Here is a 23,617-nt window from a genome sequence, read left to right on the forward strand (position 1 = left end):
GAGCGTTGCGGAACCAGTCCGCATCGTAGCCGCGGTCTGCGAGCAGATCCTTTGCGCCTGGCAGTCGCTCGAGCAGGTGGCGCGCGCCTTGTAGTCACTGGTCTGGCCGGACGTCAGAAAGAGCAGCAAGGGGCTGCCCAAGCCGTCCGTGACAGCGTGCAGCTTGGAGTTCAGGCCGCCTTTCGTACGTCCGATACAGCGGGAAAGAGCCCTTTTTTAGCAGGCTGGCTGCGGTGCGATGAGCTTTGAGATGCGTGGCATCGATCATCAACCTGTCGGGCTGCCTCGCCGTTCACGCGAGCGCCTCGAAAATCCGGTTGAACACGCCGAGTTCGCTCCATCGCAGGAAACGATTGTAGAGCGTCTTGTGCGGACCGTATTCCTTCGGCGCGTCCTTCCACTGAAGTCCATGTTTCAGCACGTAAATAATGCCGCTGGGACCACGCGTCGGTCGTCGACGCGAGGGAAGCCGTGGGCCACTGGGAAGTACGGTCTGATCCGACCAGATTGCGACGGCGTCAGCAAAAACAAATCACTCATGGCAGTTTCTCCTGCCATCAGTGAATCAAAAACACGCAAAATGAAAAGCGCGTTAATCAATAGGGCCTGAGCCTAATCAGCTTGTTGACCGTGACAGATGACAAGAGATCGGCTTCACCCAATTTCTCTGCGCTGTCGGCGGCTTCAACGAGCGTCAACTTGCTGTACTCGGCCTTCTTGTGAGCGTTGGACGGTACGCGAAACAGGACCGACTTGAATTTTCGCCCATCGGCCTTGCTGCATGCGCCGATGGGGTTTGTCTCCGCAAGCCGCGGTGAAAGCTTCTAACGCGGCCTCGTGTTCATCTCGAGTGATCGTCGTCCATTCCTTGACGCGAAGCTTCTTCGCAAACCATTCCGGCGCGACGTCTGATAGCTTGGGGCCTGCGGCCGACGCGAGCGCAATGGCATTTTGTGCCGCAACGGGTTCGCCTATCGTCTCCCGCAAGACTGGCTCACGAGTGTGCCTGACGACTTCCTTGAGCGCTGCTTGCTTGGCCAAAAGAAGATTGCGGGCTTGCAGCGTGTCTCCGGCAGCCGCCGACAGAAACTGCCGGACATCGCCGCGGGTGAGGGCACGTCCTGTCGCCTCGAGCTCACCGACCCACTCCTGCCGTATACAATAGCTGAGGAATGGATCGAGGTCCCCGTTATGCAGCAGGTGTCGAGCGTACTCTGTTTCAGGAATCTGAATTAGCAGTCCAGACCCGACCTTGCCCGAATCTTGTTCGGCTTCAGCGCCGCTCGCATGCGAACGTCGTCTTCGATGATTCTTGCCCGCACCAGACCCGGTGACAGCGCCTCAGTTGACTGAGCCACACGAAAATTGTCGGCCAAGGCATCTGACTTCATGAGCTTGCGTTGCTGCTCAAAGTAGTCGTCAATTTTTCGTGGCTTCCACGCGATAGCGCCGAATGGCTTCGACTTCATCACCTGTTCTGAGAGGTCTCAGTATCTCCTTGCGCTTGAGGAACGCCTGTAGTTCGCCGGGTACCACCCTGCGAATCTGATAGGTCTTGCCTCTTTTGAAAAATCCAGCGTCCATCTTACACATAAATGTATTCGCTCCAATTCTGTAGCAAGAACTGCAGCAGTCAAGACGCGCAAACCCCTGCAAACCAGCAGGTTCAGGGTTTCCAATGGCTTAGGAGAAAATTGGTGGAGCTAAGCGGGATCGAACCGCTGACCTCTTGCATGCCATGCAAGCGCTCTCCCAGCTGAGCTATAGCCCCATCCGGTCCCCGGAGGGAGGAGGTGTCACCGAGGCGCTTCGGCTTCGGTGGCGGGTTATTACTTCTGCTTTTCCGCGTTGGCAAGCAGGAAATCGGGCGAGGCGGAGAAAAATCTGCCTCGCCCGATATAAAATCAGACTTCTTCGTCGTCGCCGGGCACGCCGATGAGGCCGGTCATGTCGTCGTCCTCCTCGTCTTCGTCCTGTTCGAGGAATGTGTCGTCGTCGTCATCGCCGATATCGACATCGTCGTCGCCGAGGTCGGGCAAGTCTTCGCCGGCCGCGGCTTCCTCGTCGGCATCCTCCAGCGACACGATCTCGACGCTCTCGTTCTCGGTATCGACTTCCGGCACTTCCTCCTCCTCGGCCACCTTCTCGAGAATGGCGGCAACCGAGGTCTCGGCGAAGAAGGAGAGCGGGTAGCTCTTGCCCGTATAGGGCGATACGACCGGATCCTTGTTCAGGTCGTAGAATTTCTTGCCCGTTTCCGGGTCGATGCGCTTGGTACCAAGTTCATTCTTAGCCACGTGTGGACCTCTTGATCGTCATGCCGCATTCGGCGGACCGGTCGTGCCGGCCGAGGGTAAAAAATGGGTGCTGAGCCCATAGCGATGTTGTGCGCGCCTGTCAAAGCCTAAGAATGCTGAGGGTTCGGCATTTTGCAACAACGGTGATGACCGGCAAAAAGCTTTGTGTTAACGAGCGGCCGGCTTCTCGCGGGGAGGGTGCTCTCCGCTCTGTTGTTCGCCCGATCGTTCAAAGGACTTTTTCATGTCGCATGCAGGCACACCGGCACCGGCCACGGCCCGGAAATCCGAAAATCTCAAGGGCACCGTTCGCATCCCGGGCGACAAGTCGATCTCGCATCGCTCCTTCATGTTCGGCGGACTGGCAAGCGGCGAAACCCGGATATCAGGCCTGCTCGAAGGCGAGGACGTCATCAACACCGGCAAGGCGATGCGTGCCATGGGCGCGAAGATCGAAAAGGTCGGTGACACCTGGATCATCCAGGGCACTGGCAATGGCGCGCTCCTCGCCCCCGAGGCCCCGCTCGATTTCGGCAATGCCGGCACCGGCTGCCGCCTGACCATGGGCCTGGTCGGCGTCTATGATTTCTCCTCGACCTTCATCGGCGACGCCTCGCTTTCCTCGCGCCCGATGGGCCGCGTGCTGAACCCGCTGCGCGAAATGGGTGTGCAGGTCGAGGCCCAGGCCGGGGACAAGCTGCCGGCCACGCTGCATGGGCCCAAGACGCCGAACCCGATCACCTACCGCGTGCCGATGGCTTCGGCCCAGGTGAAGTCCGCCGTGCTGCTTGCCGGCCTCAACACGCCGGGCATTACCACAGTCATCGAGCCGGTCATGACCCGCGATCACACCGAAAAGATGCTGCAGGGATTCGGCGCCAATCTCTCCGTTGAGACCGACAAGGAGGGTGTCCGCACCATCTGGCTCGAAGGGCGTGGCAAGCTGAGCGGTCAGGTCATCGATGTGCCGGGCGATCCGTCCTCCACGGCCTTCCCGCTGGTGGCTGCGCTGCTGGTGCCGGGCTCCGACGTTACTATCCTCAACGTGCTGATGAACCCGACCCGCACCGGCCTCATCCTGACGCTGCAGGAGATGGGTGCAAATATCGAGGTCATGAACGCGCGTAATGCCGGCGGCGAGGATGTCGCCGACCTCCGCGTGCGTCATTCCGAACTCAAGGGCGTAAACGTGCCGGCCGACCGCGCGCCGTCGATGATCGACGAATATCCGGTTCTCTCGGTCGCCGCGGCCTTTGCCGAGGGCGCGACGACGATGATTGGCCTCGACGAACTCCGCGTCAAGGAATCGGACCGGCTCGCAGCCGTCGCGCGCGGACTGGAGCTCAACGGTGTCGACTGCACCGAGGGCGAGACCTCGCTCGTCGTCCGTGGCGTTCCCGGTGGCAGGGGGCTGGGCAACGCGAGGGGCGAGGCGGTTGCGACCCATCTCGACCACCGCATCGCCATGAGCTTCCTCGTCATGGGCCTCGCCTCCGAGCATCCGGTCACGATCGATGACGCCCGCATGATCGTCACGTCCTTCCCGGAGTTCATGGACCTGATGGCCGGCCTCGGCGCGAAGATCGATCGGTAAGGTATGGATCCGCAGGCACCTGCGTCGCATTTCGCAGTCGCGTGCCGCATCATCCGACACGCCGCCACCATCGTTCTCCTGACGATTCTGACCCAGATCGGCGGGGTCCTATGGTTCGTGGCGCTGCTTCTCAGGCGATTCCTGCCTTCACGGCGACCAACGCTCTTCCTGCTTCTCTTCGTAGCACTCTACGCCGCCGCGACGCTTGTGACGCAACAGCTTGCGCCGCTCACGGGTCGTGTCGCCTTGCCCTGCTTTGCCGGCAAGGATGCGTCGCTGGCCGTCCGCTCGCCGTTCTTCTGCATGCTCAGTCGCAACTATGTCACGGCCGAACTGGCGGAAGCGGCGCAAGCCTATGCCGACCACATGGCGCAGACCTTCCCCGGCACTAAGACATTGGCGCTCGACGCCAACTTTCCTTTCTTCACCGGCTTCCCGCTGATCCCGCACCTGTCGCATGACGATGGACGCAAGCTCGATCTTGCGCTCTATTACCAGGACGCGGAGGGGAATTTCCGCAATGGCGAGACGCGTTCGCCGATCGGCTACTTCGCCTTCCAGGAGCCGGGTGTGAATGCACCTCAGCCGTGCGCGGATCGTGCCCGCTGGATGACGTTACGCTGGGATATGGGTTGGCTGCAGGGCGCCTTTGCGGATTGGCAGATCGAGCCGCAACGCATGCACGAGGCGCTGCGCTGGCTGTCGACCGAGGGGCAAAATCATGGCATCGGCAAGATTTTCATCGAGCCGCATATTCCCGCAAGTCTCGGCATTTCGAACGACGTGATCCGCTTCCAGGGATGTCGCGCCGCTCGCCACGACGACCACATTCATATTCAGCTCCGTTGATGGCTGACATCCCTCACGGCCTGCGCTAGAACCTCCTCGACAGATCGAGGAGACACCATGTTGAAACTCTTCTACGCCCCCGGGACTTGCGCTTTGGCATCCCGTATCGCACTCGAGGAAGCCGGTGCGGAATACGAGATTGCACGCATCAACTTTGCCCAGAACGAACAGCGCAGCGCGGAATATCTCAAGATCAATCCGAAGGGCCGTGTGCCGTCTCTTGTGACCGACAAGGGTATCCTCACCGAGACGCCGGCGATCCTGGCCTATATTGCCCAGACCTTCCCGGCGGCGAAACTTGCCATGCTCGACGATCCCTTCGAGTTTGCCCGCCTGCAGGCCTTCAATACCTATATCGCCTCGACCGTGCATGTGAACCACGCCCATGGCCGCCGTGGCGCGCGCTGGGCGAATGAGCAGTCGTCCTTCGACGACATGAAGGCCAAGGTGTCCGAGACTATGGCAGCCTCGATGCGGCTGATCGAGCTCGATTTCTTCGAAGGCCCCTGGGTCATGGGCGAGCAATACACCGTGGCCGACCCCTATCTCTTCACCATGTCCGGCTGGCTCGAAGGGGACGGCGTCGATATCGGCGACCTGCCGATCATCAAGGATCACTACGAGCGCATGCGCGAACGCCCGGCCGTGCAGCGCGCGCTCGCGGAAGTCTGAGCCTCTGCGGCATGGGCAGCGCCGCTGACAACATTATCGGTCTCTACGACCGCAATGCCGCGCTCTGGGATTCGTCGCGTGGCAAGACGCTGTTCGAAGCAGCCTGGCTCGACCGCTTTCTGGCGCTAATCCCGTGTGGTGGCACGATCCTCGACATCGGCTGCGGTTCGGGGGAACCGATCGCTCGCCACGTCGTCCAACGCGGTTATCGCGTCACCGGCATCGACAGTTCGGAGACGCTGATCGCACTTTGCCGTCAGCGAATGCCGGACAACGACTGGCATGTCGCCGATATGCGCCGGCTCTCTCTCGGGGCAAGGTTCGATGGGCTTATCGCCTGGGACAGCTTCTTCCATCTCACGGTCGAAGACCAGCGCGTGATGTTTCCAGTCCTCCGCGCCCATGCCGGCGCCGGCGCGCCACTGATGTTCACAAGCGGTCCCGATCATGGCGAGGCCATGGGCGAGTTTGGTGACGAACCACTCTATCACGCGAGCCTGGCGCCTGGGGAATACCGCGCCCTGCTCAACGCCAACCACTTCGAGGTCGTCGACTTCCGGGCGGAGGATCCGGACTGTGGCGGCCATACGATCTGGCTTGCGCGGGTTGCGGACTGAGCCTGTCTCTGGTCTTCTGCAGGCGCTTGAATCAGGAGACCATCATGACCGCTCTTACCCTCCCCCAGGACGGCAGCTGCCGCTGCGGTCGTGTAAAGCTTCGCATCTCCAAGGCGCCGCTTCTGGCGATGGCCTGCCATTGCACGGGCTGCCAGAAGATGAGCTCGAGCGCCTATTCACTCTCTGCCGCGGTTCCCGCAGATGGCTTCGAAGTGACCGAAGGCGAACCCGTCATCGGCGGCCTTCACGGCGCCGCACGGCATTACTTCTGCGGTCATTGCATGACCTGGATGTTCACCCGGCCCGATGGCATCGACTTCTTCGTCAATCTCCGCCCGACCATGCTGGATCACCCCAGCTGGTTCACGCCCTATGTCGAGACCTATACCGACGAGAAGCTGCCCTGGGCGACCACCGCTTCCAAGCACAGCTATCCAAAGTTTCCGGCGATGGAGGAATATGAGGAGCTGATAAAGGGCTATTCGGCGACGATCCTCTGAATTTCTGTGCCGCAGCGGGAAAGCCTTTCTTAACGATCATCAAGTTTCGAATTCTTCATTTGGATAATACCGACAATTTGAAGTACCCGCTTTCGGGTTGATTAAGCCGCGCCACCTAAGGTTTCATGCAGTGATGACGCAGGCCCGCCAGCCGCGCATTGCACGGGCGTTTGCGATGAGTTTACGGGGGCGCAATGAAGAACATACCAGAAGCCGGCTTTCATTGGCGAGCGGAGGCGGACGGCACGATTCTCTACCGGGTCAACGAGCATACACCGACCTATGTGATCTCGCGCGGCGAACTCGACCGCATTACCAATGCCGCCGAGCTTGTCGCCGCAGCGCTGTTCGCCAGCATCGCGTTCACCTTTGCCTTCAATGGCCACTGGTGGCTGACCGGCTTCCGCACGCCGGAATTTGCCTTTCTGATCGTGTCGATCATGGTGATCCCCGCCATCCTGATCGGCAACCTCGCCCGTATCAGGCACCAGGTCCTCTCGCGCGCCCCTCGGGCGGCGCGGGACATCGAAATCTTCGCGCTGGCAGAGTCGATCAACCTCGGCGCGCGCTATCTTACGCGCAACGTCGCCTCGTTCTGGCTCTGGCTGGCCAATGCCGTGCTGCTGTTCATCGGCTGCGAGCTTGCGATTGCAACCGTTCGCTTCCTTCGCGCGCCGGCCGCGGAGATCATGGGCAGCCATCGGCCCGGCCCGCTCGACGGCCTGTTCTATCTCGGCTTCGTGCTGTTTATCGTCTATGTGCTGACCGAAGAACTGTTCAGGCGCCGCAAGGTGAAGGCAGCCCCCTAGCGGCCATCGTCGTGCTGATAGCATCATGAGTGGCGGAGGCTGACCGAATGTCGGCGTCCGCAAATTGGTTTGTCGAAGGTTTGATATTGGTCTCGGCCAAGATCGTGCTATCCTGCCTCAAATCGGCATAGGCAGGTGCGGCGTCGGCCGTGCGCTACCCAGCGCCAAAGTCCACTCGGTCTTTCGCCTATCCGTATATTTTCATGGTCAAACTTCAGCCTCACGAGGCCGTGCTCATCCGGCGTGTCTACGACGCCATCAGCCAGGAATCCTGGTTCAATCTAAACGCGATCACCGAACGGGAACTGCTGAAGCTGATCCTCAGCAACTATGCTGAAGCCTTCAAGGACGAGGCGGCACTGCTGCTGACCTGCCGTGAAGAGGCGCGCGGCAGGTTCGCGAAGATGCGCTAGATCGTTCGGGCTATTTCCGCACGCTCGCCACGCCGAAGCACATTGCGAAGACAAGCACGATGATCCCGATCGAGATCGGTCCCGCCTGCGACGAGATGGCCTGCATGGCCGTACCGAACACCACCGTGCCGCTCGCACTTCCCACCGAATAGGCCAGCGCGAAGGCAGCACTGCCCGCCACCAGCATGCCACCGGAATATTTGTCGCCAAGCAGCGTCAGCGCCGCGGTGTAGAGGCCGAAGCTTGCGGTGCCAACCAGCGCGAGATCGATGAAAATCGCCGTCTGTGACGTGAGCGACGGCAGGCAGAGGAAGCCGCCCGCCGTGACCAAAGCTGCTCCCAGCGTCACCGTCTTGCGGTCGAACTTGTCGAGCAGGTAGCCGAACAGCGGCTGCGCCAGCGCGGTTGGCAGTGCCAGCATCGTGACCGAAACGGCAGCGAAGGACGGCGAGTATCCAAGCTCGGTGAAGTAGAGCGGAAGCCCCGAGACGGCGGCGATGTCGGCAAAGCCGAACACAAGGACCATGGCCACAAGCACGGGGGCTGCGACGACGAACTGCATGAACATGCCGGGCTGCGAGGCAGCCGGCGATGTGTAGGTCTTTCGGCTGAGGATGACGGTGACGAAGGCGACAAACGCGACATAGACGGCGAGCAGCGCGAAGGCGAAACCGTCCTCCATGCCGAACAGCGGGATGGCCAGCGGGCCCGCCGCAAAGCCCGCGCACATGCCGCCGCCGAACAGGCCGGACACGCGCCCGCGGATGCGATCGGGGCAGGCGGTGTTGAGCCAGGCTTCGCTGGTCATGAAGATGATGCTGGCCGAGACGCCGAGGAAAAAGCGTGCGATGAACCAGACCCAGAGCGCATCGAAGCTCGCAAAGGATGCGAGGCTGGCGGAGACGCCGACAAGCGCGCTGATGATCAGGCGGTGGCCGTTCATGACTGAGGTGATCGGGCCGATCAGCAGCGTGGAAACGCCGACGCCAACAGCGAAGACGGCGCCATTCAAGCCGATCACCGAAGTCGAGATGCCGCGATCAGCCAGCACCAGGGAGATCAGCGGATAGGTCAGGCCCTGCGAGACGCTGAAGGCCGTCACGCCGAAAACCACGACGGCAATCGCCGCCCAGTCGGCATCGACAACCCTGTTTTCAGCGATGTTCATGGCGACCTCCTGCATCGGCAATGCCCAGCTATCAGGTTATTGGGCAAATGGATAGCTGGGTCGGGAGCGCAAAATTTTAGCAATACTAAAAATCCGCTTGACAACAAAAAGTCCTTCCATAGATTGAAGTAATACTAAAAAAGAGGGGCAGGGTTTGAACCAGATCAAACCAGACGCCGCACCTTCCATGGCGGAGCCGGACCTGGCGCCGCTGGGCGAGCGGCTGCGCGTTCGGCGCAAGGAATTGAAGCTGACTTTGCAGGACGTGGCCGACAAGGCCGGGTTCTCCGTCGGTTTCATCTCGCAGATCGAACGTGGCATCACGGTTCCGTCGCTGACCTCGCTCGTGGCGGTCTGTCGGGCGCTGAAGCTCGAAATCGGCTCCTTTTTCCAGCAGCCAAGGGGCAACGATCCGGTGACGCGCCACGATAGCCGCCCGGTCTACGGCCTTGCGCAGAATGGCCAGACTGCGGTGACCTACGAGCGGCTGTCCGCATCCTTCCCAGGCAATGTGTTGCGCTCGACCCTGATCCACGAGCCGCCCGGCTTCCGAAGCGAACCGATGAGCCATGAGGGCGAGGAGATTTTCTACATCGTGTCGGGCGAACTGACGCTCGAGCTCGATGGCGAGCGCATGATCCTGGAAGCGGGCGACACCGTCCATTTCCCGTCCACCCGCACCCATGCCACCTGGAACCATACGACCGAACCGACGACCATTTTCCACACCTGCACGATGGACGTCTTCGGCGATGGCATTCCCAACGGAGATCCGCAGACGAGCCTGGCAGTGAACCGGGCCGTCCACCGGCGCAGTGCACCGAAGAAGCCTAAAGTCATCAAGGGGAACTAAAATGAAGACCAGATTCAGACTGCTTACGGCTGCCTTTCTGGCCGCCGCCTCCATTCATTCCTACGCGGCCGCCGAAACCGTGCTGCGTCTCGACGAAGTGCCAGTCGGCGAGATCGATCCGGCCAAGGCCACCGACTATGCCGACAGCGTCCTGATGTTCAATCTCTATGACACGCTCGTCATCCCCAAGCAGGGCCAGCCGGGTTACGACCCGTTCCTCGCCACGAGCTGGGAAAGCGACGGCAAGACCTATACGTTCAAGCTCCGCACCGATGTGAAGTTCCAGAGCGGCAATCCGCTGACAGCTGAGGACGTTGTCTTCTCCTTCGATCGCATGAAGAAGCTTGGCCAGGGCCTGTCCTATCTCTTCACCAATGTCGAGAAGGCGGAGGCCGTCGATGCCGCGACTGTGAAGTTCACGCTGACGCAGCCCTATGCCCCCTTCGTCTCCGCGCTCACCCGCCTTCCTGTCGTCGACAAGAAACTGGTGCTGGAGAATCTCGGCGAGGGCGAAGGTGAGATGAAGGATTGGGGCCAGGCCTATCTCTCCGGCCATGCCGCCGGCTCGGGCGCCTACAAGCTCGTCTCGCACAATCCGCAGGAAGAGACGGTCATGGCCAAGAACACGGCCTATTTTATCCCGATCTCAGCCAAGGCGCCGGACACCGTGCGTTACCGCTATGGCCTCGAGGCCGCGACCGTGCGCACCCTGATCGCCCAGGGTGAGCACGACATATCCTCGCAATGGCTGCCGCCGGAAGTGCTGAAGTCGGTCGCGTCAGAGGGTGGCCAGTTGCTCACCGAGAAGGGCACCAGCGAATTCTACATCAAGATCAATACGGCCAAGCCGCCCTTCGATGACATCAATTGCCGTCTCGCGGTGACCTATGCCTTCGACTACAGCGCCGGCATCCAGATGGTCGCCGTGACCGATACGGTCTCGCAGGGCTCGCCGGCCACCGGCGCGCTGCCGGTCGGCCTGCTCGGCTCGCTGCCGGCGGATCAGGTGATCGCCAAGGACATCGACAAGGCCAAGGACTATCTCTCCAAGTGCAAGTACAAGCCCGAGGAGATGAATGTCGAACTCTCCTGGATCGGCGAAGTGCCGCTCGAAGAGCGCTTCGCACTGCTGATGCAGGCGAATTTCTCCGAACTCGGCATCAAGTCCGAAGTCAAGAAGGTGCCGTGGGCGCTGTTCACCGAGCAGGTCACCAAGCCCGAGAATACGCCGAACATCAGCCAGGTCTTCGTCAACACCATGACGGGCGACCCTGATACCCTGCTCTACGGCATGTATCATTCCTCGGCCGCGGGCACCTGGATGTCGCCGGAATATCTCAAGGACGCCAAAGTCGACGAGTTGCTCGACAAGGGCCGTACCGCAGCCGATGCCGATCGGCCGGCGATCTATGAGGAGCTCAACAAGCGGCTCAAGGAACTGGCGCCCTCGATCTATGCACAGGACCAGACGGCGGTCTTCGCGGCCTCGAAGCGGGTGTCCGTGCCGGCGATGAGTGATCCGAGCAAGGCGTTTGCGCTGTCCGGGTTCGGGTTCACGTTCCGGCTGATGGAAATGAACGAATAGGCTGAAAGGTCTGAGGGGTATTGCGCTCTTGCTGCACCCCTCACCAAGTCCGTCCAGCCAATCGCCTTCGGCTCTTGGGGACTTCCTATCCTCTCCCACAGGGGGAGAGGTAGGTGCATCGAGTTCCGCCTCACTTGAGGCTCTGCGGACGCCACTGGCTTACCTCTCCCCTTGTGGGAGAGGATACGAAGGCCGCGAGAGGCAAAGCCGATTGCTTGGCCGAAGTTGGTGAGGGGTGAGCCACTCCCCTCGACGAAAGAAAGACCTCGAAATGCCGCCATTCGTCCGCCTCCTCGCGAAGCGGCTGGGAACCTCGCTCATCGTCCTGATCGGTGTGTCCCTGCTGATCTTCGCCATCGCCCGGGTGATCCCCGGCGATCCGGCCCGCATCGCGCTCGGCCCGAACGCGACCGCCGAAGCCGTGGCGACGCTGCGCGACAGGCTGCATCTCAACGAAAACTTCTTCACGCAATATGCCTATTTCCTCGGTGATCTGTTCCGTGGCGATCTCGGCATTTCTCTCTACACGAACCGCCCGGTCACAACAGATATCGCCCAGTTCCTGCCCGCGACGCTCGAACTGGTGATCGTCTCGGGCATCATGATGGTCGTCTTCGGCTTGCCGCTCGGCGTGCTCTCCGCCCGTTACCGCGGTAGCTGGATCGACCACACGGTCCGTCTGGTCACGCTGCTCGGCGTCTCCGCTCCCGGCTTCGTCTGGGCGGTGATCCTGATGCTGGTCTTCGCCTATTATGTCAGGATCTTCCCGATCGCCGGCCGCATATCCGATGTCTTCACGATCCCGCCCGTCACCGGCTTCATGCTGGTGGACACGATTGTGGCAGGCAATTTCAGGGCTTTCGCCGACGCGGCCTGGCACATCATCCTGCCGGCCTTCGCGCTGGCGCTGTCAGGCATCGGCCAGGCGGCGCGGCTCGTCCGCTCCAACATGGTCGAGACCTATGAGAAACCCTATATCGAGATGGCCGAGGCCTACGGCTTCCCGGAAAAGCGGATCGCCAACCGTTATGCCTTCCGCCCCTCGCTCATCCCGTCGCTCACCATCATTGGGCTCGATTTTGCCGCCATGCTCGGCAATGCCTTCCTCGTCGAGGCCGTCTACGCCTGGCCCGGCCTCTCCCGCTACGGCGTGGCCGTGATCCTGCGCAAGGATCTCAACGCCATCGTCGGCACCGTGCTGATCATCTCCGCCATGTTCCTGATCGTGAACCTGATCGTCGACCTCCTGGTTTCGGTGATCAATCCGCGCATCCGCCTGTCGCAGAGGACGTCGACATGAAGACGTTGTCGATCCTGGTGCGCAATCCGCTCTCGCTCATCGGCCTTGTGCTGGTCGCCATCGTGGTGCTCTCGGCCCTGTTCGCCGATTTCATTACGCCATTTCCGGCGCACGCCGGCGCTGTCGTCGACTTCACCAATTTCAACAAGCCGCCGCACTGGCCGAACTTGTTCGGCACCGATCTCGTCGGCCGCGATCTCTTCACCCGCGTCATCTACGCCTACCGCATCTCGCTGATCCTGGGCATCGTGGTGCTGGCGCTCGCCGTGCCCGTCGGCGTCGCCATTGGCCTGGCGGCCGGCTATCTCGGCGGCTGGACCGAATATGTGCTGATGCGCGTCACCGACGTCTTCCTGTCGATCCCGCCTTTGGTGCTCGCCATGTCGATGATGGGCCTGCTCGCGCCGACGCTGACCAATGGCATGATCGCGGTCACCGTCATGTGGTGGCCCTGGTACACGCGCCTCGTCTACAACATTGCCCGCTCCGAGAAGGAGGAAGGTTATGTGCTGGCCGCCGAGGTGATCGGCGCATCCAGGATGCACATCATGTTCCGCGAAATCCTGCCGAACTGCCTGCCTTCGATCGTCACCAAGATGACGCTCGATTTCGGCTTCGTCATCCTCATCGCCTCCTCGCTCTCCTTCCTCGGCCTCGGCGTCCAGCCGCCGACGCCCGACCTTGGCTCGATGGTGGCGGAAGGTGCCAAATACCTGCCCGACAGCTGGTGGCTCACCGTCTTCCCCGGCCTTGCCATCCTCGTCGCCGTCTTCGGCTTCAACCTGATCGGCGATGCGCTGCGCGAAATCCTGGGAGCCGACCAATGAGTGCTCCGACCCTCCGCATCGAAAATCTGAAACTTGGCTTCAAGAGCCACCGCGGCCTGATCGACGTGCTGCACGGCATTTCGCTCCACATCCGCAGGGGCGAGCGCGTCGCGCTGGTCGGCGAATCCGGTTCCGGCAAATCGGTCACCGCCCGCATCGTGCTCGGCATGCTGCAGCAACTGAAAAGCGCTCGCATCTCCGGCGCGGTGGAATTCGAGGGCACCAATCTCGAAACCCTCAAACCCGCATCGCGGCATGCGCTGCGCGGCACGCGGATGTCGATGATCTTCCAGGATCCGACCTCGTCGCTGAACCCGGTCTACCCGATCTTCACCCAGTTTCACGAAGTGCTGAAGCGTGCCGAGCCCGGCATATCCGTCGAGCGAGCCCGGCTGAAGGCGATCTCGGCGCTATCAGATGTCTCGATCAGCGAACCCGAACGCGTGCTCGATTCCTACGCCTTCCAGCTCTCCGGCGGCATGAACCAGCGGGTGATGATCGCGATGGCACTGGTCAACAATCCAGCGCTGCTCTTGGCTGACGAACCGGGCACAGCGCTCGACGTTACGGTGCAGGCGCAGACCCTGAAGCTGATGTCCGAGCTGGTCGAGAAGCACCACACCTCGGTGCTGTTCATCTCGCACAATCTCGGCGTCGTCCGCGAATTCGCCGACCGCGTCTATGTCATCTACAAGGGCAATATCGTCGAACAAGGCCCCACCGAGGCGCTGTTCGCGGGCCCGCTCCACCCCTATACGCGCGCGCTGCTCGCGGCAGTGCCTCGCATCACGGGCGGCGGCATCCCCGATATCGACGACGACCCGGCCACCTTCCTCGCGCCGCTCGAAACCCATCCCGGCGCCAGCGAGAAGGAGTTGCTGGCATGACCCCGCTTCTCTCCGTCATCGACGTCTCCAAGCAATTCGCGGTCAACGGCCGCAAGGTTCAGGCACTCGACAAGATCTCGTTCGATGTCTTGCAGGGCGAGTGCCTCGCGATCGTCGGCGAATCCGGTTCCGGCAAGTCGACGATCGCGAATATTATTCTCGGCATCTATGGCGCGACCGCGGGCGGCCTGGTGTTCAAGGGCCGGGAGCTGCCGGCGACCCGCCTGAAGGAGCATCGCCGCGCGATCCAGCTCGTGCAGCAGAATCCGCTCTCCTCGCTCAATCCTCGACGCTCGATCGGCGCCTCGCTCCGCCTCGCGCTCGATGTCCATGACATCGGCGATAAAGCCGGCCGCGTCAGCCGCATCGAGGAACTGCTCGAAGAGGTCGGCTTGCCCGGCGATTTCAGAACGCGTTCACCGTCATCCCTGTCCGGCGGCCAACGGCAGCGCGTCGCTATCGCCCGCGCGCTGGCCTGCCAGTCGGAACTTGTCGTGCTCGACGAGCCGACCTCGGCGCTCGACGTGCTCGTCCAGGCCCGCGTGCTGAAGCTCCTGAAGGAACTCAAGGACAAGCGCGGCCTGACCTATGTCTTCATCACGCATGACCTCTCGGTCGTGCGCAACATCGCAACCCGCGTCGCTGTCTTCGAACGCGGCAAGCTGGTCGAAATCGGAGCGACGGAAGCGCTCTTCGCCAACCCGCAGCATGAGTATACCCGCCGGCTGATCGGCGCGGTTCCGGTCGTCAGCCGGGAGGAAGCGGCGCTGCGCGACCGCATCATGGAGAATGGAAATGCCTGACTACCAGACTTTCATCGCAGCCCTGGAGGAGGGCGGCGGCCAGCCTGACAAGGCTTTTGCCGCGCTCGAGGTGATGACCCGCGAACTTGTCGGCGTGAAGCTGTTCACCGTCATGACGAGCGACACCAACAAGCATGAGTCCGAACGCGTCTATTCCAGCATGCCGGACGTCTATCCGGTCTCCGGCACCAAGCCCTATAACGAGACGCACTGGTCGGAGATAACGTTGAAGAACAAGCAGACCTTCGTCGCCAACACAATCGGCGAGATTGCTGAGGTCTTCGACGACCACGCGCTCATCCTGTCGCTGGGCTGCGAGTCCGTCATCAATGTCCCGATCATCGTCGACGGTTCGGTGATCGGCACGATCAACTGCCTCCATGAGGAGGGTTACTACACCGAAGCACGTGTGAAGGCCGCCGACCAGCTCAAGCTGCCGGCCGCCGCCTGCATGATGCTCCACGAAAGGATCAAAGGGGAAATGAGGTCATGAGCGCAAAGACGATCCGCGTCGCCACCGATGTCGGCGGCACATTCACCGATCTCGTCTGTTTCGAGACCGACACCGTCACCGGCGAAAGCCGCGTCATCACCGCCAAGTCCGACACGACCCCGCCGAATTTCGAAGAGGGCGTGCTCAATGTGCTGGAGAAAGGCGGCGTCGATGCCAGCACCGTGAACTTCCTCGCCCATGGCACCACCGTCGTCATCAATGCGCTGACCGAGCGCAAGGGCGTCAAAGTCGGCCTGATCACCACCGAAGGTTTTCGCGATTCGCTCGAAATTGCCCGCGGCAACCGCCCGGATTTCTTCAATCTCCACTACGAGAAGCCGGAAGTCTTCGTGCCGCGCTATCTGCGTCGCGAATTGCCTGGCCGCTTCACCTATCACGGGGTGGAAATCCGGCCGCTCGATCTCTCCGGCCTGCCCGCCATCCTCGACGACTTCAAGGCCGAGGGCGTCAAGGCCGTCGCCATCTGCTTCCTGCATTCCTACGCTAATCCCAGCCACGAGCGGGCGACAATGGCCGAAGTGCAGAGGCTCTGGCCGGAAGTCTCCGTCGTCTCCTCGCACCAGATCACCCGCGAATGGCGCGAGTACGAGCGCACCAGCACCGCCGTGCTCTCGGCCTATGTCCAGCCCGCCGCCCAGCGCTACCTCACGCGCCTGCGGGACGGCCTGCAGCAGAAGGGTTTTGGCGGCAATCTCTTCATCATGCAGTCCAATTGCGGCGTCGACTCACTCGAATCCGTGTCCAAAATTCCGATCACCATGGTCGAATCCGGCCCGGCCTCGGGCTTCTGGGGTGCGGCCGAACTCGGCAAGCTGATCGGCGAGAAGAACGTGCTTGCGCTCGATATCGGCGGCACGACCGCCAAGTGCTCGCTGATCGAGGACGGCAAGGTCAGGATCATGACCGACTACTGGATCGAGCGCGACAAGGTCTCCGCCGGCTATCCGATCATGGTGCCCGTGGTCGATCTCGTCGAGATCGGCAATGGCGGCGGCTCGATCGCCTGGGTCGATGATTTCGGAAAGCTGCATGTCGGCCCGCAATCGGCGGGCGCCATGCCCGGTCCGGCCGCCTATGGCCGCGGCGGCACCAGCGCGACGACGACAGACGCCAACCTTTGGCTCGGCCGCATCAACCGCGATTATTTCTGCGGCGGCGCCATAGAGGCCGACATGGCAGCGACCGAGAAGGCGCTCTCGGCCGTCGGCGCCAAGCTCGGCGTTTCCAACGAGGACGTGGCCCGCGGCATCATCCGCATCGCCAACAACAACATGGTCAATGCGCTGAAGCTGGTCTCGCTCAACCGCGGCCATGATCCACGTGACTTCACCCTGGTGGCCTTTGGCGGCGGCGGCGCGATGCATGCGGCGGCCCTCGGCGCCGAACTCGGCGTCAAGAAGGTCGTGGTGCCCGCCGGCGCCTCGGTCTTCTCGGCCTGGGGTATGATGATGTCGGATCTGCGGCGCGACTATTTCGTCACCACGCTCGCCGACCTCAAGCCCGGCAGCGCGGCGAATATCGAACTCGTCTTCGCCGAGACCGAGGCGCTGGCGCTCTCGCAATTTGGTGAGGAAGGCGTCGAGGCCGGCAAGGTGACGTTCCTGCGCTATGGCAAGTTCCGTTATCAGAACCAGGAGCACACGACCGAGGTTCTGGTCGAAGGCGCAATCACTGATCAGACACTGTCGGCCATCGAGAACGCATTTCACGAGACCTATGAGCGCGAATATACCTATCGCCTCAAGGCGCCGGTCGAACTCGTCGGCATCCATCTCGTCGCCTCGGCCGAGGTCGGCAAACTGACCATGCAGGAAAAGCCGCTCGGCCCGGCGGATACGTCTGCCGCCATCAAGGGCGAACGCAATGTCGACTACGCGCTCGAAGGCATCCACAAGGCCAAGATCTACGATGGCGAAAAGCTCCAGCCCGGCATGAAGCTCGCAGGCCCCGCGGTCATCGAGGATTCGGGCTCCACCGTCGTGATCCATCCCGGCAACCGCGTCGCGGTCGACGGCTTCGGCAATATCCACATCCATCTCGGGGAGGCGTGACATGAGCACGGCGACACACGATCCGATTACGCTCGAAATCATCCAGAATTCGCTTCAGGCAACCGCCGACGAAATGTTCGCGGCGATGAAGAAGACGGCGATGAGCTCGATCATCTATGAAGTGCTCGACATGGGCACCGGCATCACAGACGCCGTGGGCCAGCTCGCCTCGTCCGGCGCCGGCATTCCGGGTTTCATCGGCGTGCTCGACAAATCCGTGAAGGTGCTCCTGGAGAAATTCTCCAAGCCCGGCGATATCGAGCCCGGCGACGTCTTCATCACCAATGATCCCTATTACGGCGGCGTCACCCATCTCAACGACCTCGTCGTCTGCATGCCTGTCTTCGCCGAGGGCCGGATCATCGCCTGGACGGCCAACATCGCCCACAATTCCGACGTCGGCGGCAAGTCGCCCGGCTCGCTTTCCGCCGATGCGACCGAGATCTTCCAGGAAGGTCTGCGCCTGCCGGCGATCAAGATGATCTCCAAGGGCGAACCGATCCCGGGCATTTTCGACATCATCACCGTCAATTCCCGCATGCCCGATTTTCTCGAGGGCGACCTCTGGGCCGCCATCGCCGCCGTCCGCATCGGCTCGAAGCGTCTCAACGAACTCGCCACCAAATACGGCGTCTCGACTTTCGAGGCCGCCATGGCCAGCTTTATGGATCACGGCGAGAAGATCGCGCTCGCCGCGCTGGCGACGCTGCCGCACGGAACCTTCGAACTGACCGAGGAGCAGGACGACGGCCGCTTCTTCAACGTCAAGGTGACCATCTCTGACACCGAATTCGTCATCGACCTGCGCGACAATCCCGAGCAGGACGCCGGCCCCTCGAATGCCGGCTATGACGACACGTTGGTCTCGATGCAGGTCATCTTCAAGGCCCTAACCTCGCCGGATTCGCCCGCGAACGAAGGCTCGTTCCGGCCGCTCAAGGTGCTGACGACGGAGGGCACGACCTTCCACGCCAAGGAGCCGGCGGCCGTCGGCTTCTATTACGAGATCGGCATTCGCGGCAACGACCTGGTCTGGCGCTGCCTCGCCCCGCATATCCCGGAAAAGCTGCCGGCCGGCCACTTCTCCTCGATCGCCGGCACTTTCATCGGCGGCATCCATCCCGATACCGGCCGGCAATACACCATCATCGAGCCGCAGATCGGCGGCTGGGGCGCGAGCAACGGCCGCGACGGCAACAGCGCGATCTTCTCGGCGGTGCATGGCGAGACCTACAATTGCCCAGCGGAGATCTCCGAGGCCCGCAACGGCCTCTTCGTCGACCGCATGGAGCTCAACACCGAGCCGGGCGGCGAGGGCCAGTTCCGCGGGGGCCGTGGCATCCGCATGGATTACCGCATCCGCCGCGACAATTCCTTCCTGACGCTGGGCTACACCCGCTCCCGGATACTGCCCTGGTCGCTCGACGGCGGCAATGAAGGCTCCTCCAACCACGCGGTCGTCATGCGCACCGACGGCACCTTCGAACGTTACGCCTTCGGCTCCGGCATCCGTGTCGACAAGGACGATGTCATCCGCATCATGACTGGCGCGGGTGGCGGCATGGGCAATCCCCGGGATCGGGATCCGGCCAAGGTGCGTCAGGATGTGAAGAACGGGTACCTGACGGCCGAGCATGCTGCCGAGGTTTATGGCGTGAAGGTGTAGGCGTGACAGCGCATACCCCTCACCAAGTTCGTCCAGCCGATCGAGGACGAACTATCCTCTCCCACAAGGGGAGAGGTAGGTGCCACGAGCGCCGCGTGTCTACCTCTCCCCTTGTGGGAGAGGGTGAGCTTGCGAACGAAGGCCGGGTGAGCGGAGCGAACCCTTGGCCGAAGTAGGTGAGGGGTTAATCCCGCCATTTTCGTCTGGAAATTCATATCAGGAAATCACGACATGAACGAACAAACCTCAAAACGCCTCGCCGCGCTGCGCGAGCGCATGAAAGCCACCGGCACGGGCCTGATCGCCATCGGCCCGGGATCGCACATGGATTGGATGCTCGGCTTCCATCCGCATCCCGACGAACGGCCTTGCCTGCTGCTGATCGCCCAGGACAAGGAGTGCTTCCTGATGCCGGTGCTCAACGCCGAGGGCTCGCGCGAGCGGACGGACATCGAGTTCCACACCTGGGCCGATGATATCGGCCCGGACGCTGCACTCGCGGAAGCGCTCGAAGCCATCGACGCCACCGCGCCCGGCCTCGTCGCGCTCGATGAAACCATGCGCGCCGATTTCGCGCTTCTGCTCCTCGGCGCGCTTCCGTCCGACACGCGTCATACCTTCACACCGGAAACGCTCGGCGGCTTGCGCATGTGCAAGGATTCGGCCGAGTACCAGAAACTCAAGATGAACGCCGGCATCGCCGATCGTGCCATGCAGAAGGCCTTCAGCGTATTGAAGTCCGGCATGACCGAGCTCGAACTGGCCGACGCCATCAAGGAACACTTCTCCTCGGAAGGTGCCTCCCCGCAATTCTGGATCGTCGGTGCCGGCGGCAATGGCGCGTTCCCGCATCACGCCACCAGCGACCGGGTGATCCAGGACGGCGATGCCGTCGTCATCGACATTGGTGGCCGCAAGCTGGGCTTCCCCTCTGATATCACCCGCATGGCCGTTGTCGGCCAGCCGCCCGAAGGCTATGGCCAGATCCACTCGATCGTCGAGAAGGCCGTCCAGGCTGCGCTCAAGGCAGCCCGCCCCGGTGTGCTTGCCAAGGAGGTCGATGCGGCCGCGCGCAATGTCATCGCCGATGCCGGTTATGGCGAGTACTTCGTCCACCGCACCGGCCACGGCATGGGCATCGACGGCCATGAGCCGCCCTATATCACCGCGACTTCCGAGACTGTACTGGAGGAAGGCATGGTCTTCTCGATCGAGCCCGGCATCTACATCCCCGGCCGCTTCGGCATCCGGCTCGAGGATATCGTCATCCTGCGCGAGGATGGCCCCGAAATCCTGTCCAGCCTACCGCGTGACCTGCATATCGTGAAGACCTGATCGATCTCCGCGCGGCGCCGGGGAAAATTTCGGCGCTGCGCCGCCCCGGCGGCGTATGCGGGGAAGGCGCACAACGCTCCAACGTCGAAAGATCTGGATTGAGAAGTGGTGCCGCTTACAGGACTCGAACCTGTGACCCCATCATTACGAATGATGTGCTCTACCACCTGAGCTAAAGCGGCTTATCGATCCTTCCAGCCGGACCGGAAGCGCGATCGAGACGGCTGATAGCGCCAACCGGCCGAGAATGCAAGGTGGGCGGGAAGGAAAATCGCGCTGGGGCGATTGGCCTCGCCAATTGGCTGTGGTGAGCGTGCCTCAGCCGCAGATGCGGGCCTTGGCTGCCCTGTACTCGGCATCCAGCCGCTCGACCAGCGTCCGGGTTGGGACCACGGCCTTTACGGCACTGATCCCCTGGCCGGAGCCCCAGATCTCCTTCCAGGCCTTGGGTCCAGCGGTTGCCTTCTCGAAATCCATCTTGGAGGGATCGGCGGCCGGCAGGTTGTCCGGATCCATGCCCACGGCGCGGATCGAGCCCTTGAGATAATTGCCGTGAATGCCGGTGAAATAGTTGGAATAGACGATATCGGCGGCGTTCGATTCGACGATCATCTGCTTGTATTCGTCGGTCGCGCGGGCTTCTTCGGTGGCGATGAAGGGGGTGCCGATATAAGCGAGGTCGGCGCCCATGGCCTGGGCTGCGAGGATCGCGCCGCCATTGGCGATGGCGCCCGATAGCAGCAGCGGGCCGTCGAACCATTCGCGGATCTCCTGGATCAGCGCGAAAGGCGAGAGCGTGCCGGCATGGCCGCCGGCACCGGTGGCAACCGCGATCAGGCCATCGGCACCCTTGCGGATCGCCGAATTGGCATGGCGGTTGTTGATCACGTCATGCAGCACGGTCCCGCCATAGGAATGGATCGCCTGGTTGACTTCAGGCACCGCTCCGAGCGAGGAAATCACGATCGGCACCTTGTATTTGACGCACATGGTCAGGTCGTGCTCCAGCCGCTTGTTGGACTGGTGGACGATCTGGTTGACGGCGAAGGGTGCCGCCGGCGCCTCCGGATGGGCCGCATTATGGGCGGCCAGCGTCTCGGTGATTTCGGCCAGCCATTCGTCGAGTTGGGCCTCGGGCCGCGCGTTGAGTGCCGGGAAGGAGCCGACGACGCCCGCCTTGCACTGGGCTATGACCAGCGCCGGATGGGAGATGATGAACAGCGGCGCTGCCACGACCGGCAGACGAAGATTGTCTCTGAGAATAGGCGGCAGCGCCATCGGCATTTCCATCGTTCGAATAGGTGCGCAGCTAAGCCGAAACCCCGGGATTGTTCAAGGTTGAATTTTCTATCCACCGGAAACTTGCCACGATTTGCGCGCAGTGCCTGCGGACGTATCGGTTGCCGCGTGCCGTCCCGCTTGCCAAGGCCGAAGCGAATGGTTACCGGAGAATGAATCGGCGCATGCGCGCCGCGCAATAGGGAATATCGGGTTGAGCGGACTGGAACAGGCGATCAGGAATGCGCTGGAGCGCGCCGAGCGTTCGGATCCCGATATCCGCGCCCGGATCTACCAGTCCGCCCGCAATGCGCTCGATGTCGGCCTGCGCAAGCAGGAGATATCAGACATGACTGTCGTCGAGCGCCAGCGCCAGCGGCTCGAGGTCACGATCCGCGAGATCGAGGACGAGGAGCTGTCGCGTCTGCGCTCGATCGCACAGTTCGAGCGCGTGGCGCTGGAGCGCGAACCCGAGGAAGAGCCTGAGCCCGTCGTCGAGGCACAGCAGCCACATTCGTGGCCGGTCGAGCCGCCGAGCCGCAGCCATCAACCCACGCCGCTACCAGGCTCTGAACCGCTTGACGCAGAATTCGAGGATGAGCTTCCGACATCCGCGCCCGCCATCGAGCATGTTCGACAGTCAGAGCCGGCGCAGGGTGAACGCGCCACAGAACGCGTGGAACCCATGGCGGAGTTCGCCGCCCAGAGCCGGCCTGCAGCCAATGTGCGCGGCAACGAACCTGACATTGACGACTATCTCACCGGGCTGACGGCAACGCGCGAGGCGCAGTCTTCTGCGCCGGCAGCGCAGCCACAGGCCGCCGAATGGGACGACAAGGCTGCCGAGGCCATCGCACCGACGACGAAGCGCCGCCGCAGCTTCGCTTCATTCCTCGCTTCGACCTTTGTCTATCTTTTCCTCCTCGGTATCATCGGCGGGGGCGTCTGGTGGGTCTATGACACCGGCATGATCGAGGCGGCCATGAAGGGCGGCGGCGACTTCAACCTCGTGCCCGATGCACTGCGTTCCGAGAAGACGGACCCGGCGCAAGAGGAAGCGCGGCTCGATACGCTGCGCGGCTTTTCCGGCGACTGGATTGATATCTTCAAGCCGGGCACCAATGCCGATGCAGCCAAGCCACGCGCGAAGGCGGCCATCACGGAGCATCGCGACAGCGACGGGCTTGCCACGGTCATAACCTCGAATGCACCTGATCAGGACGGCGACGTGCTGGTCGAGGTGCCGGCCGGGCTTCTACAGGATTTGGCTGGCAAGACCTCGACCATCGCGATCACCGTCAAGTCCAATAGCGACAAGCCGGCCCAGATCTACATTCAGTGCGAATTCAAGACTCTGGGCGACTGCGGCCGCCATCGCTATACGGTCACCAACGAGCGTGCCGACGAACTCATCCAGGTGAAATTCGACGGCAAGATGAGTCCGAGCTCCTCTGGCCATATCGTCATCAACAGCGATCTCACGGGCGAGGGCAGTTCGATCCGCCTCTACGGCATCCGCGTCCTGCCGGGCTCCTGACCGCTCCGGAACGGAAAACGGCCCGCCTCCTGACTGGAAGCGGGCCGTTTCTCTTTCAAAAC

The 23,617-nt window shown here is 62.2% G+C and carries 23 protein-coding genes, 2 tRNA genes and 1 pseudogene; 18 read left to right on the forward strand and 8 right to left on the reverse strand.

The genetic code is table 11. The features are described 5' to 3' along the window. The 5 genes and pseudogenes from AC2YI2_RS29085 to AC2YI2_RS29105 all read right to left on the reverse strand — a co-directional run. Positions 1 to 540: pseudogene (locus tag AC2YI2_RS29085) on the reverse strand (IS5 family transposase); the annotation flags it as partial. Positions 541 to 1,232: 692 nt separating this feature from the next. Next, positions 1,233 to 1,469: a hypothetical protein gene (locus AC2YI2_RS29090; RefSeq protein WP_487390138.1), complete on the reverse strand. Its 237-nt coding sequence runs from the start codon at positions 1,467 to 1,469 to the stop codon at positions 1,233 to 1,235. Then, a complete protein-coding gene (locus AC2YI2_RS29095; protein ID WP_487390032.1) occupies positions 1,420 to 1,593 on the reverse strand; it encodes a DUF6538 domain-containing protein in 174 nt (57 codons plus the stop codon). Before AC2YI2_RS29095 ends, AC2YI2_RS29090 begins: the two co-directional genes overlap by 50 nt. Before the next feature lie 102 nt (positions 1,594 to 1,695). Beyond that, a tRNA-Ala gene (locus AC2YI2_RS29100) sits at positions 1,696 to 1,771 on the reverse strand. 133 nt (positions 1,772 to 1,904) lie between these two features. Then, complete coding sequence (locus tag AC2YI2_RS29105) at positions 1,905 to 2,297, reverse strand: TIGR02300 family protein (protein ID WP_487390033.1); 393 nt, start codon at positions 2,295 to 2,297, stop codon at positions 1,905 to 1,907. A 244-nt stretch (positions 2,298 to 2,541) separates the two neighbouring features. Between AC2YI2_RS29105 and aroA the strand changes: the two genes are divergently transcribed. The 7 genes from aroA to AC2YI2_RS29140 all read left to right on the forward strand — a co-directional run bounded on the left by aroA (position 2,542) and on the right by AC2YI2_RS29140 (position 7,751). Beyond that, on the forward strand, positions 2,542 to 3,891 hold the full coding sequence (aroA, locus tag AC2YI2_RS29110) for a 3-phosphoshikimate 1-carboxyvinyltransferase (RefSeq protein ID WP_487390034.1): 1,350 nt from the start codon (positions 2,542 to 2,544) through the stop codon (positions 3,889 to 3,891). Positions 3,892 to 3,894: 3 nt separating this feature from the next. Continuing rightward, positions 3,895 to 4,740 (forward strand): hypothetical protein, encoded by an 846-nt coding sequence (locus tag AC2YI2_RS29115; protein WP_487390035.1) that lies wholly within the window; start codon positions 3,895 to 3,897, stop codon positions 4,738 to 4,740. Positions 4,741 to 4,797: 57 nt separating this feature from the next. Next, on the forward strand, positions 4,798 to 5,412 hold the full coding sequence (locus AC2YI2_RS29120; RefSeq protein WP_487390036.1) for a glutathione S-transferase family protein: 615 nt from the start codon (positions 4,798 to 4,800) through the stop codon (positions 5,410 to 5,412). Positions 5,413 to 5,423: 11 nt separating this feature from the next. Then, positions 5,424 to 6,029, forward strand: a complete 606-nt coding sequence (locus AC2YI2_RS29125; RefSeq protein WP_487390037.1) for a class I SAM-dependent DNA methyltransferase — start codon at positions 5,424 to 5,426, stop codon at positions 6,027 to 6,029. 44 nt (positions 6,030 to 6,073) lie between these two features. Next, positions 6,074 to 6,529 carry a GFA family protein gene (locus AC2YI2_RS29130; RefSeq protein WP_487390038.1) on the forward strand — a complete coding sequence of 152 codons (456 nt, stop codon included), beginning with the start codon at positions 6,074 to 6,076 and terminating at the stop codon, positions 6,527 to 6,529. A gap of 194 nt (positions 6,530 to 6,723) precedes the next feature. Continuing rightward, entirely contained in the window at positions 6,724 to 7,338 is a 615-nt protein-coding gene (locus tag AC2YI2_RS29135; protein WP_487390039.1) for a hypothetical protein, read from the forward strand. Positions 7,339 to 7,541: 203 nt separating this feature from the next. Next, positions 7,542 to 7,751, forward strand: coding sequence for a hypothetical protein (locus AC2YI2_RS29140; RefSeq protein WP_487390040.1), 210 nt, complete (start codon positions 7,542 to 7,544; stop codon positions 7,749 to 7,751). A 10-nt stretch (positions 7,752 to 7,761) separates the two neighbouring features. Here AC2YI2_RS29140 and AC2YI2_RS29145 read toward each other — a convergent pair whose 3' ends face one another. After that, positions 7,762 to 8,919, reverse strand: coding sequence for an MFS transporter (locus tag AC2YI2_RS29145; RefSeq protein WP_487390041.1), 1,158 nt, complete (start codon positions 8,917 to 8,919; stop codon positions 7,762 to 7,764). Between the two features lie 154 nt (positions 8,920 to 9,073). Here AC2YI2_RS29145 and AC2YI2_RS29150 point away from each other — a divergent pair, with 154 nt between their 5' ends. From AC2YI2_RS29150 to AC2YI2_RS29195, 10 genes are all read left to right on the forward strand, one after another. Then, the gene (locus AC2YI2_RS29150) at positions 9,074 to 9,772 is read left to right on the forward strand and encodes a helix-turn-helix domain-containing protein (protein WP_487390042.1); all 699 of its coding nucleotides are present in this window, start codon (positions 9,074 to 9,076) and stop codon (positions 9,770 to 9,772) included. 1 nt (position 9,773) lies between these two features. Continuing rightward, positions 9,774 to 11,357 (forward strand): ABC transporter substrate-binding protein, encoded by a 1,584-nt coding sequence (locus AC2YI2_RS29155; protein WP_487390043.1) that lies wholly within the window; start codon positions 9,774 to 9,776, stop codon positions 11,355 to 11,357. 271 nt (positions 11,358 to 11,628) lie between these two features. Then, a complete protein-coding gene (locus AC2YI2_RS29160; protein ID WP_487390044.1) occupies positions 11,629 to 12,657 on the forward strand; it encodes an ABC transporter permease in 1,029 nt (342 codons plus the stop codon). Further along, positions 12,654 to 13,484, forward strand: a complete 831-nt coding sequence (locus tag AC2YI2_RS29165) for an ABC transporter permease (RefSeq protein ID WP_487390045.1) — start codon at positions 12,654 to 12,656, stop codon at positions 13,482 to 13,484. Before AC2YI2_RS29160 ends, AC2YI2_RS29165 begins: the two co-directional genes overlap by 4 nt. Next, positions 13,481 to 14,371 (forward strand): ABC transporter ATP-binding protein, encoded by an 891-nt coding sequence (locus tag AC2YI2_RS29170; protein WP_487390046.1) that lies wholly within the window; start codon positions 13,481 to 13,483, stop codon positions 14,369 to 14,371. The genes AC2YI2_RS29165 and AC2YI2_RS29170 overlap by 4 nt, the downstream gene beginning before the upstream one ends. Next, entirely contained in the window at positions 14,368 to 15,174 is an 807-nt protein-coding gene (locus AC2YI2_RS29175) for an ABC transporter ATP-binding protein (protein ID WP_487390047.1), read from the forward strand. The genes AC2YI2_RS29170 and AC2YI2_RS29175 overlap by 4 nt, the downstream gene beginning before the upstream one ends. Further along, entirely contained in the window at positions 15,167 to 15,667 is a 501-nt protein-coding gene (locus AC2YI2_RS29180; RefSeq protein WP_487390048.1) for a GAF domain-containing protein, read from the forward strand. The genes AC2YI2_RS29175 and AC2YI2_RS29180 overlap by 8 nt, the downstream gene beginning before the upstream one ends. Then, complete coding sequence (locus tag AC2YI2_RS29185) at positions 15,664 to 17,739, forward strand: hydantoinase/oxoprolinase family protein (protein ID WP_487390049.1); 2,076 nt, start codon at positions 15,664 to 15,666, stop codon at positions 17,737 to 17,739. Before AC2YI2_RS29180 ends, AC2YI2_RS29185 begins: the two co-directional genes overlap by 4 nt. A gap of 1 nt (position 17,740) precedes the next feature. Then, positions 17,741 to 19,405, forward strand: a complete 1,665-nt coding sequence (locus AC2YI2_RS29190; RefSeq protein ID WP_487390050.1) for a hydantoinase B/oxoprolinase family protein — start codon at positions 17,741 to 17,743, stop codon at positions 19,403 to 19,405. Positions 19,406 to 19,636: 231 nt separating this feature from the next. Continuing rightward, positions 19,637 to 20,740 carry a M24 family metallopeptidase gene (locus tag AC2YI2_RS29195; protein ID WP_487390051.1) on the forward strand — a complete coding sequence of 368 codons (1,104 nt, stop codon included), beginning with the start codon at positions 19,637 to 19,639 and terminating at the stop codon, positions 20,738 to 20,740. Between the two features lie 106 nt (positions 20,741 to 20,846). Here AC2YI2_RS29195 and AC2YI2_RS29200 read toward each other — a convergent pair. Together AC2YI2_RS29200 and AC2YI2_RS29205 are read right to left on the reverse strand one after the other, a co-directional pair. Next, a tRNA-Thr gene (locus tag AC2YI2_RS29200) sits at positions 20,847 to 20,922 on the reverse strand. A 136-nt stretch (positions 20,923 to 21,058) separates the two neighbouring features. Beyond that, the gene (locus AC2YI2_RS29205) at positions 21,059 to 22,018 is read right to left on the reverse strand and encodes an NAD(P)H-dependent flavin oxidoreductase (protein ID WP_487390052.1); all 960 of its coding nucleotides are present in this window, start codon (positions 22,016 to 22,018) and stop codon (positions 21,059 to 21,061) included. 214 nt (positions 22,019 to 22,232) lie between these two features. Between AC2YI2_RS29205 and AC2YI2_RS29210 the strand changes: the two genes are divergently transcribed. Further along, positions 22,233 to 23,555, forward strand: a complete 1,323-nt coding sequence (locus AC2YI2_RS29210) for a hypothetical protein (RefSeq protein ID WP_487390053.1) — start codon at positions 22,233 to 22,235, stop codon at positions 23,553 to 23,555. Positions 23,556 to 23,617 lie beyond the last annotated feature (62 nt).

Source organism: Rhizobium sp. SRI_017, from assembly GCF_057586295.1.